8 protein-coding genes are annotated in these 17,303 nt (G+C 72.9%); all 8 read right to left on the reverse strand.

The genetic code is table 11. From position 1 onward, the window contains the following. Nucleotide 1: 1 nt before the first annotated feature. Complete coding sequence (locus tag J2847_RS05280; RefSeq protein ID WP_233474300.1) at nucleotides 2–1,660, reverse strand: alpha/beta hydrolase-fold protein; 1,659 nt, start codon at nucleotides 1,658–1,660, stop codon at nucleotides 2–4. 19 nt (nucleotides 1,661–1,679) lie between these two features. Continuing rightward, nucleotides 1,680–8,918: an amino acid adenylation domain-containing protein gene (locus J2847_RS05285; protein WP_209777689.1), complete on the reverse strand. Its 7,239-nt coding sequence runs from the start codon at nucleotides 8,916–8,918 to the stop codon at nucleotides 1,680–1,682. Nucleotides 8,919–8,957: 39 nt separating this feature from the next. After that, complete coding sequence (locus J2847_RS05290) at nucleotides 8,958–9,194, reverse strand: MbtH family protein (protein ID WP_209777691.1); 237 nt, start codon at nucleotides 9,192–9,194, stop codon at nucleotides 8,958–8,960. Nucleotides 9,195–9,240: 46 nt separating this feature from the next. Beyond that, nucleotides 9,241–10,002 (reverse strand): 2,3-dihydro-2,3-dihydroxybenzoate dehydrogenase, encoded by a 762-nt coding sequence (gene dhbA, locus J2847_RS05295; protein ID WP_209777692.1) that lies wholly within the window; start codon nucleotides 10,000–10,002, stop codon nucleotides 9,241–9,243. Nucleotides 10,003–10,016: 14 nt separating this feature from the next. Next, nucleotides 10,017–10,880: an isochorismatase family protein gene (locus J2847_RS05300; RefSeq protein WP_209777694.1), complete on the reverse strand. Its 864-nt coding sequence runs from the start codon at nucleotides 10,878–10,880 to the stop codon at nucleotides 10,017–10,019. A gap of 30 nt (nucleotides 10,881–10,910) precedes the next feature. Next, nucleotides 10,911–12,599 carry a (2,3-dihydroxybenzoyl)adenylate synthase gene (locus J2847_RS05305; protein WP_209777696.1) on the reverse strand — a complete coding sequence of 563 codons (1,689 nt, stop codon included), beginning with the start codon at nucleotides 12,597–12,599 and terminating at the stop codon, nucleotides 10,911–10,913. Beyond that, entirely contained in the window at nucleotides 12,596–13,807 is a 1,212-nt protein-coding gene (locus J2847_RS05310) for an isochorismate synthase (RefSeq protein ID WP_209777698.1), read from the reverse strand. Before J2847_RS05310 ends, J2847_RS05305 begins: the two co-directional genes overlap by 4 nt. Nucleotides 13,808–14,101: 294 nt before the next feature. Next, nucleotides 14,102–17,296: an efflux RND transporter permease subunit gene (locus tag J2847_RS05315; protein ID WP_209777699.1), complete on the reverse strand. Its 3,195-nt coding sequence runs from the start codon at nucleotides 17,294–17,296 to the stop codon at nucleotides 14,102–14,104. Nucleotides 17,297–17,303 lie beyond the last annotated feature (7 nt).

Raw genomic sequence — 17,303 nt, forward strand, 5'->3', positions numbered from 1 at the left:
GCTATCGGCCGGCTCCGGCTTTCCCCGATTCCCGGAACGCCCCGTCCCGCCCGAACAGCGCCAGCAGCCCGTCGCCGAGCACGCCGCGCCACGCGTAGTAGTCGTGGCCGGCGGCGTATTCGCGGTAGGCGACGTCGTACCCCTTCGCTTCCAGCACGTCGCGCAGATGGCGCGAGCTTTCCAGGATGCCGAGATCCCCGGCGCTGCCGGATTCGAACAGGCCGGCGCTGAGGAAGAAGCGGACCGGCGCCCGTTTTCCCGTCGCGACCAGCCCGGCGACATGCTCCGGCCGCTCCCGTCGGGTGCCCTCGGGGTGCCACCAGAAGGAACCGGAAATGGACAGCGCGTTGCCGAAACGCTCCGGGTGGGCCAGCGCCGCCGTCGCGGCCGCCAGCCCGCCATAGCTCGACCCCGCCAGCACCGTGCGCTCCGGCCGGGGCGTAAGCCCGGTCCGTTCGGCCAGCCAGGGCAGCAGTTCGTCCGCCAGCATGGCGGCGAAGTCCGGGTTGCCCGGCAGCTCGCGCGCCCGCGTCTCGGCGCTCGGGTTGGCGATGAAGGCCGTCACCACCGGCGGCAGCCGGCCGTCGGCGGTCAAGCGGTCGAGGATGGCGGGAGCCCGCACCCGGTCGCGGTAGTCGGGACCGTCGAACAGCAGCAGCAGGATGGTGTCGGGCCGTGCGGGATCGAAGCCGGCGGTGGTGTGGATCGTCACCTCCCGGCTGTTGCCGAGCCGGCGGCTGTCGAAACGCCGGCTGTCGAAACGCCGGTCGTCCGGGCTGCCGGCTGGCGCCGCGTCGTCCGGAACGCCCGGCTGCGGCGGGGCGGCCGGCAGATCGACGACGGACCAGCGGTTGAAGCGGTCCGGCGCGTCGGACGGCCAGGAGCGCGGGTTCAGCGGGTCGGCCTGGGTCTGCGCCAGGATCGCCTCGCGGCAGGCCCGGCAGCTTGCCGGGAAATCGGGGACGTCGGGTGCGATCTGGTAGGACAGCCGGGTCGAATCCGGGACGACGAAACTCTTGAACCAGACGTCGCTGGTCCCGAGCCGCTCCAGCTGCTCATGGTCGGAACTCGGCCCGCCGAGCAGCCGGACGTTCTGCCGCGCGCCGCGCGCCAGGAAGGTCATCACCAGCGTGCCGGGGCCATGCGGCTCGGTCAGCGGCGTTCCCGTCCGCGCCACGCGCTCCCAGAAAGCGTCCGTCGTTCCTCCCCGCTCCAGCGCCCCGGCCAGGGCGGCGATGGTCGGGCTGTCGAAGACGCGCGGATTCGGGAACTGGCCGTCGCGTCCGATCCGCCGGGTGAGGGTCAGGCTGTAGGCCCCGGCCTCCCGCCCGCTGATGCGGAGCGCCGCGTGGGCCGGCTCGGCGACGAAGCGGAAGCTGGCGCGCCCGGTCGAGCCGCCCAGCAGCAGCCGGAGCGGCCGGCCCCCGGCATCGACCAGCCGGAGATCGACCGGCAGCGGGCCGCTGTCCAGCAGCCCCTCGACATAGTCGCCCTCCGCCAGCGCCAGCGGGTGGGTGCCGCCGTCCGGTGTCCCGGAAAGGGAGGCCGCGACGGGGCTGTCGAGGGCGACGGGGGCTCCCGCCCCGGCGGCGGGAGGGATCAGCCCGAGCATGAGGGCCACCAGGAGGGCGCCGGAGAGGGCGGGGCGTCGTGCGTCCATGATGCGGCGGATCGAGGCATCACGACGCCGCCCGCGCAAGGGGCGGGGCGGGGGCGTCGGCCCTCTCCGCCTCCGCGATCACCCGGTCGAGCAGCGGCCCGACGACGCGCAGCGACGAGGGCGAGATGATGTCCTCGTGCGAGCAATGGTCGAGCCGGTGGACGGCGAGCCGCGCGACCCGGCCGGTCCAGCTCCCCTCCGGGTCGATCTCCGGCGGGATCGACCTCTCGGCGACGAACAGGGTCAGTTCGCCGTCGTAGGCGGGGGTTGTCGCCTTGGACAGCAGGGCCACCGCGTCCTTGTAGTTGTCGAAGATGTGGCCGAACATCTCCGCCTTCTCGCGGCGCAGATCCTCGTCCATCACGTCGGCCATGGCGTCGGCGATGAACTGCTCCTGCTCGCGCTCGGCGCCGAGGTTGGCGTCCTCGCGCCCCAGCCCGCTCCAGTCGTGCGCCTCCGCCGGGTAGGTGTCGAGCAGCCCGAGGAAGGCCACCCGCTCGCCCAGCCGCCGCAGCCGCACCGCGAGGCCGTAAGCGACGGTGCCGCCCAGCGAATAGCCGAGCAGGAAGTAGGGACCTTGCGGCTGCACCGCGCGCAGGATGGCGAGCTGGCGGTCGCACACCTCGTCCATCGTCGCGCTGAGCGCCACCGGGCCGTTCGGCCGGGGCGATTGCAGGCCGATGATCGGCCGGTCGCCCGACAGGTAGCGCGACAGCACGCTGTACTGCCACGCGATGCCGGAGCCGGGATAGACGCAGATCAGCGGCGGACCGGAGCCGTCGCGCAGGTGGATGACCGGCTCGAAGCCGTTGCGGGCGAGGTCGCCGGCCAGCTCCCCCCTGGCCAGATGCGCGGCCAGCCGGGCGACGGTCGGCGTCACCATGATCTGGCCGACGGCGATCTGCCGGCCGAGGTCGCGGCGGATGCGCGCCGCCAGCCGCATCGCCAGCAGCGAATGGCCGCCGATGGCGAAGAAGTCCTCGTCGGCGCCGACCCGCCCGACCTCCAGCAGTTCGGCGAAGATCGCCGCCAGCCGGCTTTCCAGCCCCGGCGCCGGCTCCCGCCCAGCCGACCCGGCGCGGGCCGCGTCGGGCGGGGGCAGCGCCTTGCGGTCGAGCTTGCCGTTGGCCGACAGCGGCAGCGCGTCGAGCCGCACATAGGCGGCCGGCACCATGTGGGCCGGCAGCGCCGTCTCCAGCGCGGCGCGCAGGGCGCCCGTGTCGAGATCCGCTCCGGCGGCGGGGACGACATAGGCGACGAGCTGGCGCTGGTCCATGCCGGGCTTGACGGTGCGTTCCCCACCGAGCGCCACGGCCTGGACGACCGCCTGGGCGATGCCCGGAGTCCCCTCGATGACGCTCTCGATCTCGCCCAGCTCGATGCGTTGGCCGCGTATCTTGACCTGATGGTCGGTGCGGCCGAGATACTCGACCTCGCCGTCGGGCAGCCAGCGGGCCATGTCGCCGGTGCGGTACATGCGGCGCCCGTGGTCGAACGGGTCGGCGACGAAACGCCCGGCGGTCAGGCCGGGCCGCCCGAGATAGCCGATGGCGAGCTGGTCGCCGCACAGATACAGCTCCCCGGCCGCGCCGACCGGCACCGGGCGCAGCCGGTGGTCGAGGATGCGGAGCTGCGTGTTCCACACCGGCCGGCCGATCGGCACGCCGGCCCCCTCGGTCGGCAGGGCGCCGAAGGCCGGACGGTGGGTGACGTCGACGGCGGCCTCGGTCGGGCCGTAGAGGTTGTGGAGTTCCGCCGCGAAGCGCCCGGAGAACTCGCGGGCCAGCGTCTTGCCCAGCGCCTCGCCGCTGCAAAAGACGCGGGTCAGGCTGGCGCAGACCGGGATGGTGTTGGCCGGAGCGTCGGGCCCGAACAGCTCGGTGACGGTCGCGGTGAAGACCGCCAGCATTGAGGGCACGAAATGCATCGTGGTGACGCGGTGTGCGTCGATCAGCCGGACCAGGGCGGCCGGATCGCGGTGGGCGTCGGGCGGCGCCATCACCAGCCGCGCGCCCACCATGTGGGACCAGAAGAATTCCCACACCGAAACGTCGAAGCCGCAGGGTGTCTTTTGCAGGATCACGTCGTCGGCGCCCAGCGGGTACTCGTGCTGCATCCACAGGATGCGGTTGACGATGGCCCCGTGCGAGACCGCCACCCCCTTGGGCCGTCCGGTGGTGCCGGAGGTGTAGATGACGTAGGCCGGGTGCTCCGGCGTCAGCCCGTCGGCCAGCACGGAAAGGTCCGTTTCGGCCTCGTTGTCGGCCAGGGCATCGGCCAGCGCGTCGAACGCCAGCACGGGAACCGTGCCGCCGAACAGCGGGCGGGAGGCCGTGTCGGTCATCAGCGCGCGCGGCTTGGCGTCGTCCAGCATGAAGGCCAGCCGTTCCGCCGGATAGCCGAGGTCGAGCGGCAGATAGGCCGCCCCGGCCTCGATCACCGCCAGCAGCGACAGGCTGAGCCGCGCCGAGCGCGGCAGCCCGACCGCCACCACGTCGCCGGTCCGCACACCCATCGCCCGCAGCCGGCCGGCGAGATGCGTCACCTGCCGCCGCACCTCGCGGAAGGTCAGGCGGTGCGTGTCGTCGATCAGCGCCAAGGCGTCCGGCGTCCGCGCCGCCTGGGCGGCGAGCGCGCCGCGCAGCGTCAGCGGCGGCACCGGCCGCGCGGTGGCGTTGACCGCCGCGACGAGGGTGCGTTCCGCCGCCGTCCACAGCGGCAGGGCGGCGACCGGGGTTTCCGGCCGGGTCGCCAGCGCTTCCAGCACGCCGAGGATCCGCCCGGCGAGAGCGCGGGGATCGGCCACGGCGCCGCGATTCTCGACCAGCAGCGTCAGCTCGCGGCCGGGCAGCACCAGCAGGGCCAGCGGGTAATGGCTGTAGCCCCGGTTGTGGATTCCGGTGATCGCCACCCCGTCGAGGTCGAGGCCGAGATAGTCGCTGTCCGGGTAGTTCTCGACCACCAGCAGGGTGTCGAACAGCGGGCCGCCGCCGGCCAGCGCCTGGATCTCGGCGAGGCCCAGACCGTCATGCTCCATCAGCTCGACATGGCGGTCCTGGATGCCGGCGATCTGCGGCCAGAGCGGGGCGGCGGGGTCGAGGCGGACGCGGACCGGGACGGTGTTCAGCAGCAGCCCCACCTGCTCGGCGATGCCGGCGACGGCGCTGGAGCGACCGGACAGCGGCGTGCCGAACACCACGTCGTCGCGCCCGGCCAGCCCGCTCAGCGCCAGCCCCCACACCGCCTGCATCAGCGCGTTGACGGTCAGGCCGTCGCGGCGGACGCGGGCCAGCAGGGCGTCGGTCAGCGGCGCCGGCAGCGTCACCGCGCATTCCTCGACCGTGGCGGCGGGGGGGGCCCGGTCGAACAGGATGGTCGGCGTCGCGCCGTCGAGCGCCGTCCTCCACACCGCGCGGCTGGGCTCCCGGTCGCGGGCGAGGAGTTGCCCGACCACCGCCGGGTAGCCGACCGCCAGCGGCGGCAGGGGCGTTTCCGGACGGCTGTAGGCGGTCAGCAGGTCGCGCAGGATCAGCGGGGTCGACCAGCCGTCGACGATCAGGTGGTGAATGGCGATCAGCAGCCGGTGGCGCTCGGCGCCGTCGCGGACCAGCACGGCGCCCAGCAGGCCGAGGGCATGGCCGGTCGCCCCGTCGCGGGCCACCAGCTCCGCCTCGATCCGCGCGTGTTCCGCCGCCCGCTCGGCCTCGCCGAGCGCCGAGAGGTCGTGCTCCCGCCACGGCCAGAGCGGCCGGTCGCCACCGGGAAGCATCGGGGGCAGCGCCGGGATCAGGAACAGCGGCTCGTCGCGCCCCTCATGGTCGAACAGCCCGCCGAGCTGCGGATGGCGGCGCAGCACCGCGTCGAGCGCGCTTCGCAGCCGCCCGACGTCCAGCGGCCCGTCGAGGTCGAGCCGGGTGATCGCGTTGTAGACGCTGGCCCCGTCGCCGAGCTGGGTCTGGAACAGCATGCCCTTCTGCAAGGGCAGCAGCGGCACCGCCGCCGCGAGCGCGCCATGACGGGCGGTTAGCGCCGCCAGCTCCTCCGCCGGCAGGGCGAGGGACGGTGCCGCCGCCGGGACGGCCGGGGACATCGGCGTCAGCGCCAGCGCCATGCGCCGGGGCGCGCGGCCGGCGAAGACGTCGCGCGGCCGCAGCAGGAAGCCGTGGGCGCGCAGCTCGCTGCCGAGCGCGATGGCGGTGATGCTGTCGCCGCCCAGCGCGAAGAAGTCGGTCTCGGCCCCGACGGCCGTCCGCTTCAGCACCTTGGCCATCGCCCGGAACAGCAGCGCCTCCGCCGGGGTCGCCGGGGCGGATTCGCCCTGCGACGCCGTGGGGGCGGGCAGGCGGGCCTTGTCCACCTTGCCGTTGACGTTCAACGGGAAGGCGTCGAGCACCACCAGCGCCGAGGGCACCATGTAGTCGGGCAGCGTCTCGCGCAGCCCATGCAGCAGGTCGCGGGACCGGCCGGCCCGCTCCGCCTCCGCCACCCCCGGCACGACGCAATAGCCGACCAGCCGGTGGCTGTCGTTCACCGCCTCGGCCAGCACCAGGGCGCCCTCGACGCCGGGCAGCCGTTGCAGGGCGCCCTCGACCTCCGGGATCTCGATGCGGTAGCCGCGCACCTTGATCTGGTGGTCGGCGCGGCCGATGAAGGCGACCTGACCCTCGCCGGTCCAGCGCACGAGGTCGCCGGTGCGGTACATCCGCTCGCCCGCGCGGAAGGGGTTGGCGACGAAGCGCTGGGCGGTCAGGCCGGGCCGCCCGACATAGCCGGCCGCCAGCCCGGCCCCGGCGATGTACAACTCGCCGACCGCGCCGACGGGGACCGGTTGCAGGTGGCGGTCGAGGATGTGGACGCGGACGTTGCCGACCGGCCGGCCGACGACCGGGCCGTCGGAGGCGTCGACCGGCGCCCGCAGCGTGTCCACCGTGTTCTCGGTCGGGCCGTAGAGGTTGCAGGCCATCAGGTCCGGGTGGCGGCGGAGGTCCGCCCACAGGGCGGGCGAGGCCGCCTCGCCGCCGATCAGGATCAGGGTCGGGTGGTGGCGGCCCGGCGCCATCAGGTCGCAGGCCAGCATCTGGGCGCAGAAGGAGGGCGGCAGGTCGAAGGCGTCGATGCCGCGCCGGCCGGTCTCCTCGGCCAGGGCATAGGCGTCGCGCCGCATCTCCTCGTCGAAGACGTGCAGCTCCTGCCCCAGCAGCATCCAGAAGATCTGGAGCCAGGAGGAATCGAAGGCGAAGGAATGGGTGTGGGCGGCGCGCAGCGCCCGGCCGGGGTGGCGCCGCGCGAAGGCGGCGAGCGCCGGGCCGTAGAGCGTGCCGCTGTGCGACAGCAGCAGGTTCAGCAGCGCGCCATGGGTGTTCATCACCCCCTTCGGCCGCCCGGTCGAGCCGGAGGTGAAGATGATGGTGGCGACGGTCTCCGCCGTCAGCGGTCCCGTCCGCTCCGCCGCCGCGACCGGTGCGCCCGGCAGCGCGGCGCAGGCGGCGAGGATCTCGGGGTCGTCGAGGCACAACGCGCCGAGCCCGTCCGGCAGGCGGTCGGCGACCGCCGTCCAGGAGAGGGCGCAACGCGGGCCGGCGTCCTCGCACATCATGGCGAGCCGCTCGGTCGGGTAGTCGAGGTCGAGCGGCAGATGGGTGGCGCCGCTCGCCAGCACGGCGAGCATGGCGACCACCGCGTCGGCCGAGCGCGGCACCGCCACCGCCACCACGTCGCCGGGGCCGATGCCGTGGGCGATCAGCAGCCGTGCGACGCGCGCGACACGGTGCGACAGTTCGCCGAAGGGAATCGCCGTGTCGTCGAAGACCAGGGCGGTGGCGTCGGGCGTCTCCGCCGCCTGCCGGTTCAGCACATCCACCAGGGTGGCGGGCTGCGACGGCGGGGCGAAGACCGGCCCGGCCGACCAGCCGGCGATGGCGGCGGCCTCGTCGGCGTCGAGCAACGGCAGGCGGGCGGGCGGTTCGGCGCCGGGACGCAAGCCGGCGTCGAGCAGGTGGATCAGGCGGCGGGCGTGGCGGACCAGATCCGCGCGGTCGTAGCGGCTGCGGTCGGCGCGCAGCTCCAGCGCGACGCGCTCGCCCTGGGTCAGCAGCCCGAACTCGAAATCATCGACCGGGCCGGTGGCCAGATGGTGGGTGATCGCGGCGATGCCGGCGAAATCCAGATCGTAGTCGAACATCCGGTAATTGACGACCGGGCCGTACAGCGCCTTGCCCGAGCCGACCTGACCCAGATCGCGGGGGATACGCTCGGCGTCGTAGCGCTGGTGGCGGCGCGCCTCCTTCAGCGCGGCGCGGACGCGGCCGGCGGCGTCCAGCAGGCTCGCCGCTCCCGTCAGCTCGATGCGCACCGGCAGCACGTTGACCACCGGCGCCACCGAATGGATCGCCACCGACCCCATCCGCCGCATGAAGGGCATGCCGACCACCGGCGCCGGCTCGCCGGACAGCCGGTGCAGGTAGACGGCGATGACGGCCATCAGCAGGTCGGCCACCGCGACGTTGCCGGCCTGGGCGTGGTCCCGCAGGGTGGCGGCGAGGGCCGGCGGCAGGTCGGCGGTGTGGGCGACGACCTCCGAGGTCGCCTGCTGCTCGGTCGGCTTGGCGCCGCGCGCCGACAGGGTGAGGGGCGGCGGAAAATCGCGGCAGCGCCCGGTCCAGAAGGCGCGGTCGCGGGCGAAGGCGTCGGACGCCGCGTAGGCTGCCTCCTCCTCGACCACCGCCGCGACGGGGACGAAGGGGGACTCGCCGGCGGGGGTGTCGGCGCACAGCGCGCTGTAGAGGCTGGCGATGCGGCGGGTCAGCGCGTTGAAGCTGAAGCCGTCGAGCATGATGTGGTGGTAGCGCTGGTACCAGATCCAGCGCGGAGCCTCTGTGGACGACAGGTCGAACAGGATGTGGCGGCACAACGGGCGCTCGCCGTCGGCGCTCAGATCCCCGGCGAGGTCGGACTCCATCAGCGTCCGTGCGGCGGCCTCGGGATCGGGCGCCGCCGTCAGGTCGATGCGTTCCGGTTCGGGGACGGTGCGGCCTTCATTTCCCACGGTCTGGACCGGAACGCCGTCCCGCTCGCCGAAGCGGGCGGTCACGGTGTCGGCCTCGGCGAGCCCGAGACGGATCGCCCGCGCCAGCCGGTCGGCGTCGATGGGGCCGGGCAGCTCGATGGCGTGCGCGATGACGTAGGCGTTCTTGGCGACGGCGACGTGATCCGCCAGCCAGATGCCGAGCTGCGTGCCCACCAGGGGAATGTGCCGCATGGCCGTGTCCTGTTCGTCGTGTTGTACGGAGCCGGGCGATCAGGCGCCGGCGGGGGCGAGGCCGGCGGGGGTGAGCCCGGCAGGGGTGAGCCCGGTCCAGGCGGATTCGACGTGCTCCAGGCAGGCGGCGCGTTCGGCCGGCCCGAAGACGGTCCGCCAGCCCTCCGGCACGGCGGCGAAGACCGGCCACAGGCTGTGCTGCCGGGCCTCGTTCACCAGCACGAGGAAGGCGAGGCGGTCGTCGTCGAACGGGTTGACGTAATGCTCGTTGGTCATGCGGTCCTCGGATCCGTTGGGGTGTTGGCGGAGCGCTCGGAAAGCGTCACGCCGCGAGCGTCGCGCCGCCGTCGACCAGGATGTCGGCGAGCGTGATGTGCCCGGCGGCGGGGGAGGCGAGGAAGGCCACCGTCTCGGCGATGTCCCGCGGGGTCGCCAGCTTGCCCAGCGGGATGCCGACCTTGTACTGGGCGGGATTGCCGCGGATGGTGGCCGCCGCCCCCTCCGGCCCGGTCCACATGGCGCGCTGCATCGGCGTGTCGGTGGAGCCGGGCGACACCACGTTGCAGCGCACGCCGTACTCGGCCAGTTCCAGCCCGGCGGTCAGGGTCAGGCTGGTCAGCGCCGCCTTCGACGCCCCGTAGGCCGCCATGCCGACGCGGGGCACCCGCGCCGCGTTGGAGGAGACGCTGACGATGCAGCCCCGGCGGTTGCGCTTGAAGGTCGGAATCGCCGCCCGCATCATGTGGAACGGGCCGGAGAGGTTGACCGCCAGGCTGTCCGCCCAATCCTCCCCGCTCAACGCGTCGAGCGCGCCGAGCCGCAGGATGCCGGCGACGTTGACCAGCACGTCGGGCTCGCGGCCCTCCGCGACCAGCGCGCCGCAGGTCTCCGCGACGGCGGCGGCGTCCGCGATGTCGAGCGTCACCGCGCGGAAGGGCCGGCCGCCGGCTTGGTCGGCCGCGTCCCACGCCCGGTCGAAGCCGACGACCGCGGCGCCGCGCGCGTGGAAGATCTCCGCCACCGCCAGCCCGATGCCCTGGTTGGCGCCGGTCACCCAGACGGTCTGCCCCTGGAAGAGCGTCATGTCGGCGCTCCCGCTCAGGCCGGGACGGCCAGCTTGGCCCGCAGCAGCGCCCACCAGCCCTCGATGGTCGGGCGCGCCGCCAGATCGGCGAAGCCGATCTCGATGCCGGCCGCCTTCCAGCCGTTGACGAGCTGCATCACCGTGATCGAATCCAGCCCGAAATCGAGCAGATTGTCGGTGTCCCCCGGCGCTTCGTCGAGCGCTGCGGCCAGAATCCGCCGCAGCCCCTCCTTCGTCAGCGCCTCGGGCGCCGGCTCCAGCAGGGCGCTGGAATGGAGGGTGCGGCCGGCGTTGCGGGCGACGTAGCGCAGCGCCATCAGATGGTCCTCGCGCGTGAAGTCGGCGATGGCGTCGGCGATCAGGAAGGGCTTGATGCCGCGCATGAAGGCCTCGACCGCCGTCTGCATCACGCCGATGTGGCCGTAGACGCCGCAGATCAGCAGCTGGTCGCGCCCGCTCTCCGCCATCATCTCGGCGAGCGGCGCGCGGAAGAAGGCGCTGTAGCGCCATTTGGTCAGCACCCGGTCGTCGGCGTCGGGGCGGAGCGCCTCGACCACGCCGGCCAGCGCCGGCTTGGCGGTCAGCCCCGGTCCCCACAGGTCGTTGAGCAGCCCACGGTCGGCGTCGGACTGTTCGGCCGGCTGGGCGGTGTAGACGACCGGCACGCTCTGCGCCTTCAGGTGGCGCTTGAGCTTGGCGATGGTGGCGATGCAGGAGTCGATGGCCGGGTTGGCCGGGCCGTAGAACTCCACGAAGTAATCCTGCATGTCGTGGATCAGCAGCACCGCGCGGGCCGGATCGACGGTCCAGGACACCTTGTCCTGGGGCAGTTCCCCGGACGTCGGCAGGGCGTAGGGGGCGATGGATCGGATGGTCATGATGCGATGGTTCCCGTGGAGACCGGCCGTTCAGGCGGGGACGGAGGTTTGTTCGGCGATCGTCTGGGCGGCGTCCTGCTTCAGCCGGTCGCGCAGACTCTGCTTGTCGATCTTGCCGACCGCCGTCTTGGGCAGCTCGGCGACGAAGACGAAGCGGTCGGGCAGCTTGTAGTCGGCCAGCCCGCGCTCGCGCAGGAAGCGCCGCAACTCCGACGGCCGGGTGTCGGACGGCGCGAGCAGGAAGGCGCAGGAGCGCTCGCCCATCAACGGATCCGGCATGGCGACCACCGCCGCGTGGCGCACCGCCGGGTGGCCGGCCAGCACGTCCTCGACCTCCTGCGCGTCGATCTTCTCGCCGCCGCGGTTGATCTGGTCCTTGCTGCGGCCGCAGACGATCAGGTTGCCGTCGGGGGTCCGGCTGACCAGATCGCCGCTGCAATAGAAGCCGTCGGCGTCGAAGACGCGGGCGTTGTGCAGCTCGGCCTTGTAGTAGCCCCGGAAGGTGTAGGGGCCGCGCGTCCACAGCTCCCCCGCCTCGCCGGGGGCGACCGGATGGCCGGCGGGGTCGAGGACGCGGACCTCGTCGTCGGCGCTCATCGGCCGGCCCTGGGTGTTGACGATGGTCCAGTCGTCGTCGTCGAGCCGCGTGTAGTTGACCAGCCCCTCGGCCATGCCGAAGACCTGCTGCAAGCGGCAGCCGAGCCGCTCCGGCACCCGCTCCGCCACCGCGGCGCTCAGCTTGGCGCCGCCGACCTGGACGACCTCCAGGCTCGACAGGTCGCGGTCCGTGCGGCCGGCCTCCTCCAGCCAGAGCGACAGCACCGGCGGCACCAGCGCCGCCCAGGTGACGCGGTGGGCCTCGATCAGCGCGAAGCAGGTCGCCGGGCCGGGATCGCCCGCCATCACCACCGCGCCGCCGGCCAGGAAGACGCCGAGCGCGCCGGGCGAACTGAGGGTGAAGTTGTGCGGCGCCGGCAGGGCGCAGAGGAAGCGGCAGGAGGAGTCCAGGCCGCAGACCTCGACGCTCTGGCGGACGCTGTAGAGATAGTCGTTGTGGGTGCGCGGGATCAGCTTCGGCGTCCCGGTGCTGCCGCCCGAGAGCTGGAAGAAGGCCAGCCCGGTCGGGTCGATGGCGGGATTCGGGGTGGCGCCCTCCGTTGCCGCCAGCGGCGCGCCGTCGGCCCAGGCGAAGCCGCCCAGGCATTCCTCCGGCGTCCGCTCCGCCCCGTCGAGCAGCAGCACCCGTCCCGGTCCGACGCTTTCGCCCAGCGCCGCCAGCAGCGAGCCGGGCCGTTCCCCGGCCGGATCCTCGGCGACCAGCGGGTGGCTGCGCGCCAACACGGCGACGCGCGGCTCGATCTGGCGGGCGTAGGCCAGCAGCTCGAAGGCGCCGTGGTTGTTCAGCGCGTTGACCGGCACGGCGCCGCATTTCAGCAGCGCGAAGAAGACGAGGTGGAATTCCGCGCGGTTCGGCAGCTGGACCAGCGCCGTGTCGCCGGGCCGCAGCCCGCGCGCCTGGAACGCGCAGGCCAGCCGGTCGGACAGGCGCTCGACGTCGGCGTAGCGGAAGCGCCGTTCGCCGCACAGGATGGCCGGGGCCAGCGCGGCCTCGCCGGTGTGGCGCGAGATCACGCTGGTCAGCGGCTCGTCCCGCCAATAGCCCTTCGCGCGGTAGAGGGCGGCCGTCTCTTGCGGCCAGGGGGTGTAGGGAACGCTCACGACGCCAGCTCCACCGAATTGCCGGCCTTGGCGGACGCGTTCACCCCGAACAGGTTCAGCATGGTGGCGAGCTTCGCGGCGGTTTCCGCCCATTCGGCCGAGGGGGTCGAGTCGGCGACGACCCCGGCGCCGGCGTAGAGCCGCAGATGCCGCCCGCTGACCACGCCGCAGCGGATGGCGAGCACCCATTCGCCGTTGCCGGCGCTGTCCATCCAGCCGACCATGCCGCCGTACCAGTTGCGGGAATAGCCTTCGAGCAACCCGATCGCCTGCTGGGCCAGATCGGTCGGCGTGCCGCAGATCGCCGGGGTCGGGTGCAGCGCGTGGGCGAGGCGCAGCGGCGACACCATCGGGTCGGCCAGTTCGCCGCTCAGCTCGGTGGACAGGTGCAGCATGGTCGGCGTGCGGATCACGCTCGGCTCCGGCGGCACGGTCAGGGCGGTGCAGTGGCCGGCCAGCGCCGCGCGCACGCCGTCGACGACATAGCGGTGCTCGATCTGGTCCTTGGCCGAGCCGAGCAGCGCCTGGATGCGCCGCTTCTCCTCCTCCGCCGACGGGCTGCGCGGGGCGGAGCCGGCCAGCGGGTTGCTGACGATGCCGCGGCCGGTCTTGCGGATCAGCAGCTCCGGGCTGGCGCCGATCAGCGTCTGCCCGTAGGCGACGGGAACCGAGAAGACGTAGGCGCCGGGATTCTGCCGGAGCAGCGCGTGCATCAGGCGGCGCGGCGCGAAGGGCTGGCGCGCCTCGATGTCGAGCGGCCGCGACAGAACGACCTTGCGCAGATCGGTCGAGCCGATCAGGGCGAGCGCGCGGGCGACCGAGGCTTCGTAAGCGGCGCGGTCGATCGTCTCGGCGACCGTGGCGATGTCGGGCGGGGCGTCGTTGGCGGCGTCGGGCACCAGGCGGGCGGCGTCGACGAACGCGTGGCGGCGGGGGATGAAAAGCTGCGCCGGCAGGCGGCCGTCGAAGGGCACGGCGCCGACCAGGATCGGGTTGTCGATCCCCTGGGCCCTGCGCTTGCGGAAGGCGCGCTCCAGCGCCGCGTCCCACGAGCCGTCGGCGTAGGAGCGGTCGTCGAGGGCGACGGGCAGCCGTTCGTCGACGCCGTACGCCTTCAAGACCCGTCCCCTCGACGCGAAGGCGAAGTCCGGGTCGCGGCGGTCGCCGCCGGGCGGCACTTCCCCGGCGGGCAGATGAATAACGTCCATGGGCACCGAACCTCCACTGGCCGTCCGCAAGCGTGGGACGGGCCGATGTCAACGTGGGTCTGGGAAGCGCGCCGCTGTCGGAACTGGATGGGCGCGCGGAAAACCGCCCGGCGTGGCCGGCGGCGCAATCTTGGAGGAACGCGTATATATGCAAATGATTCTTATTATCATAATAGGAAAAACCCCTATTGCGCGCAAGTGAATAATGGATGACTCGCAATGGGACGTTTCATCGGGAGGATCTCGCTTTCCGGGTCCGGGCCTCACCCGGTCCGGTGGCGGCCTTCCGACTGTCTAGGGCGTGCCGGCCTGAGGGCGCGTCCGGCGCGTGGCGTGGCCGGCGAGGGCGCGCAGCCGTTCGGCGGCGCGGAAGACCAGCGACAGCGTGACCGGCAGCACGCTGATGGTCACGAGGCTGGAGAACAGCAGCCCGAACAGCACCACCAGCCCGATTCCCCGGTACAGCTCGGTGCCGGCGCTGGGAATCAGCACCAGCGGAATCAGCCCGAAGATGGCGGTGACGGTGGAGATCATGATCGGGCGCAGGCGGGTGCGCAGCGCCTCCTCCACCGCCTCGGCGATGGCCATGCCCTTGGCGTTGCGGTTCTCCGCGGCGCGCTCGACGATCAGGATCGGGTTGTTGACCACCGTGCCGACCAGCACCAGGAAGCCCAGCATGGTCAGCACGTCGAAGGGCTGCGACGGCAGGCCCCACGGCGCGGCGGCGGCGTTGTAGAGCCACAGCCCCACCAGCCCGCCGCCGATGCCGGTCGGCACCACCGCCATGATGATCAGCGGGTAGCCCCAATGGGCGAAGACCGCGACCAGCACCAGATAGGCGATGGCCGCCGCCAGCAGGAAGCCGCCGGTCATGGCGGAGCGGATCTCGTCGAGCGAGCCGCCGGCCCCGCTGATGCGGGTGACGATGCCGTCGGGGATCACCCCCTCGGCGCGCAGCCTGGCGACCAGTTCGTCGCGCACCTGGGCGATTCCGGTCTCCAGCGCGACGGCGGGCGGCGGCATCAGCGTCAGGGTGACGGTGCGCAGCCCGTCGATGCGCGCGATGCTCGACGACCCGACGGTCTCCCGCAGCTCGGCGAGGCTGGACAGCGGCACCGGCGCGCCACGTCCGGTGTGCAGCACCAGATTCTCGAAATCGGAACGGTCGCGCCCGGCCTCGCCGGAGACCCGCAGGTAAATGTCGAGCTTCTCGTCGTTCAGCATGTATTCGTCGGCGAAGGCGCCGTCCGAATAGGCGCGCAGCGTGTAGCCCAGCTCGGTCAGGCCGATGCCGAGGTCGCTGGCGCGCTCCCAGTCGGGGTGCAGCTCCAGGAAGGGCTGGGACATGGCGAGCGTCGGCGGCGACGGGTCGCTGTTGACCTGCCCGCCGGCGAACAGCGCGCCGGCGCGGTCCAGCACCGTCAGCGCGGTGGCGTAGAGCGTCCTGACGTCGCCGCCGCTCAGCTCCAGCCGGATCGCCCGCGAGCCGCCGGCGTTGCCGGAAAAGATCGAGCCGCGCGCCGCGAAGCCCCGCATGCCGGGGATCGAGCGGAGCTGGCCGGTGATCGACCCGATCAGCGCCTGGCTGTCGGCGGCGGATGCCGGTTCGGAGACGAAGCGCAGGAAGCCGGGGCGGATGAAGCTGAGATTGACGGCCAGCGGCGGGACGCCGCCGGCGGTGCCGCCCGCCGGATCGGCCCCCGGATGAACACCGACCTGTCTGCTCAAGGCCGGGTCGATCCGCTCCCAGATCCCGAGCATCGTGTCCATGTTGTAGCCGGGCGGCGCCGACATGAAGCTGAAGACCGTCGCCTCCTCGCCTTCCGGCAGATACTCGGCCGGCGGCACCATGTGCAGGAGGACGCCCGCCACCGCCGCGACGGTCAGGCCGAGCAGCGCCAGCTCCCGCCAGACGCCGCGCAGGATCCAGCGCACGCCGGCCGCCGTCGCCGCGGTGAAGCCGGCGCCGAAACGGCCGAGCCCGCCGCTGCCCGGCAGCGTCGGCGCGATCGACCAGCGGGCGGCCGCCATCGGCACGATGGTGACGGACACCAGCATCGACACGACGATGGCGCCGGAGATGGCGACGGCGATGTCGGAATAGAGCTGTCCCGCCTCCAGCTGGAGGAACAGCACCGGCAGGAACACCATGACGGTGGCGAGCGTGGAGGACAGGATCGCCGGCCACACCTCGCGGACGCCGTCGAGCGTCGCGGCGGCGCGCGCCTTGCCCTGCTCCAGATGGCGGCTGATGTTGTCGAGCGCCACGATGCTGTTGTCGAGCGTCATGCCGATGGCGAGCGCGATGCCGGACAGCGAGATGACGTTGATGCTGCGCCCCGACGCCGCCAGCACCAGCAGCGTCGCCAGCACGCAGACCGGCATCCCGGCGGCGGCGATCACGGTCGCCGGCAGCGAGCGCAGGAACAGCAGCAGCACCAGCGCCGCCAGCCCGCCGCCGAGAACCAGATTCTCGACGACGTTGCGGATCGCCTGCTCCATGTAGCGCACATCCTCGGACAGCAGCCGCATGGTCAGGCCGCGTTCCTTCAGGGCGTGGCGGTTCAGATCCTCCACGGCGTCGCGCACCGCGTCGCGCACGGCGATCACGTTGGCGCCGGCCTGCTTGCCGATGCCGATCAGCAGGGTCGGCCTGCCGTCGGCGAAGGCGAGGCTGCGCGGTTCCTGCGTCGCCATCGCCGCCTCGCCGATGTCGCGCAGCCGGATGTAGGCGTCGCCCTCGCGCGCGACGATCAGCTCGTTCAGCGCGTCGAGATCGGCGAAGCGGCCGATGGTGCGCAGGAAGTAGCGGCGCTTGCCGAACTCCTTGTCGCCGCCGGAGACGTCGCGGTTGCGCTGGCGGATGGCGTCGCGCACCAGGGTGACGTTGAGCCGCCGCGCCGCCAGCTTCAGCGGGTCGAGCCGGACATGGATCTCCTGCGCCGCGCCGCCGATCACCTCCGCCGCCGCCACGCCGGGCAGCCGCTCCAGCCGGGGACGCAGGACGTTCTCGACCCAGTTGGTCTCGCGCTGGATCGGGCCGGCGTCGGCGGTGCCCGGCAGCCGTTCGACGCCGTAATAGAGAAAGGGGTCGTCGGAGGCCGACTGGGCGAGGATGCGCGGGCGGTCGACCGTCTCCGGGTAATCGGTCACCTGCGACAGCGCGTTGTCGATGTGGATCATCGCCTCGTTGACGTCGACGCCCGGCGGGAACTCCAGTTCGACGCTGCCGCTGCCGAACTCGGCGCTGGAGGACAGGCGGCGCAGGCCGGGGATGGCGCGCAGGTATTTCTCCTGCTCGACCAGGATCTCCTGCTCGACGTCCTGCGGCGTGGCGCCGGCCCAGCTGGTCTCGACGCTGACCACGCGCGGGCTGACGTCGGGGATCATCTGCACCGGCAGGCGCAGCACCGACACCACGCCCAGCAGGCACAGGATCAGGATGCCGATCAGGACGGTCAGGGGATGGGCGAGGACGAGGCGGACCATGCGTCTT

Source organism: Azospirillum agricola, assembly GCF_017876095.1.
Taxonomy (GTDB): Bacteria; Pseudomonadota; Alphaproteobacteria; order Azospirillales; family Azospirillaceae; genus Azospirillum; species Azospirillum agricola.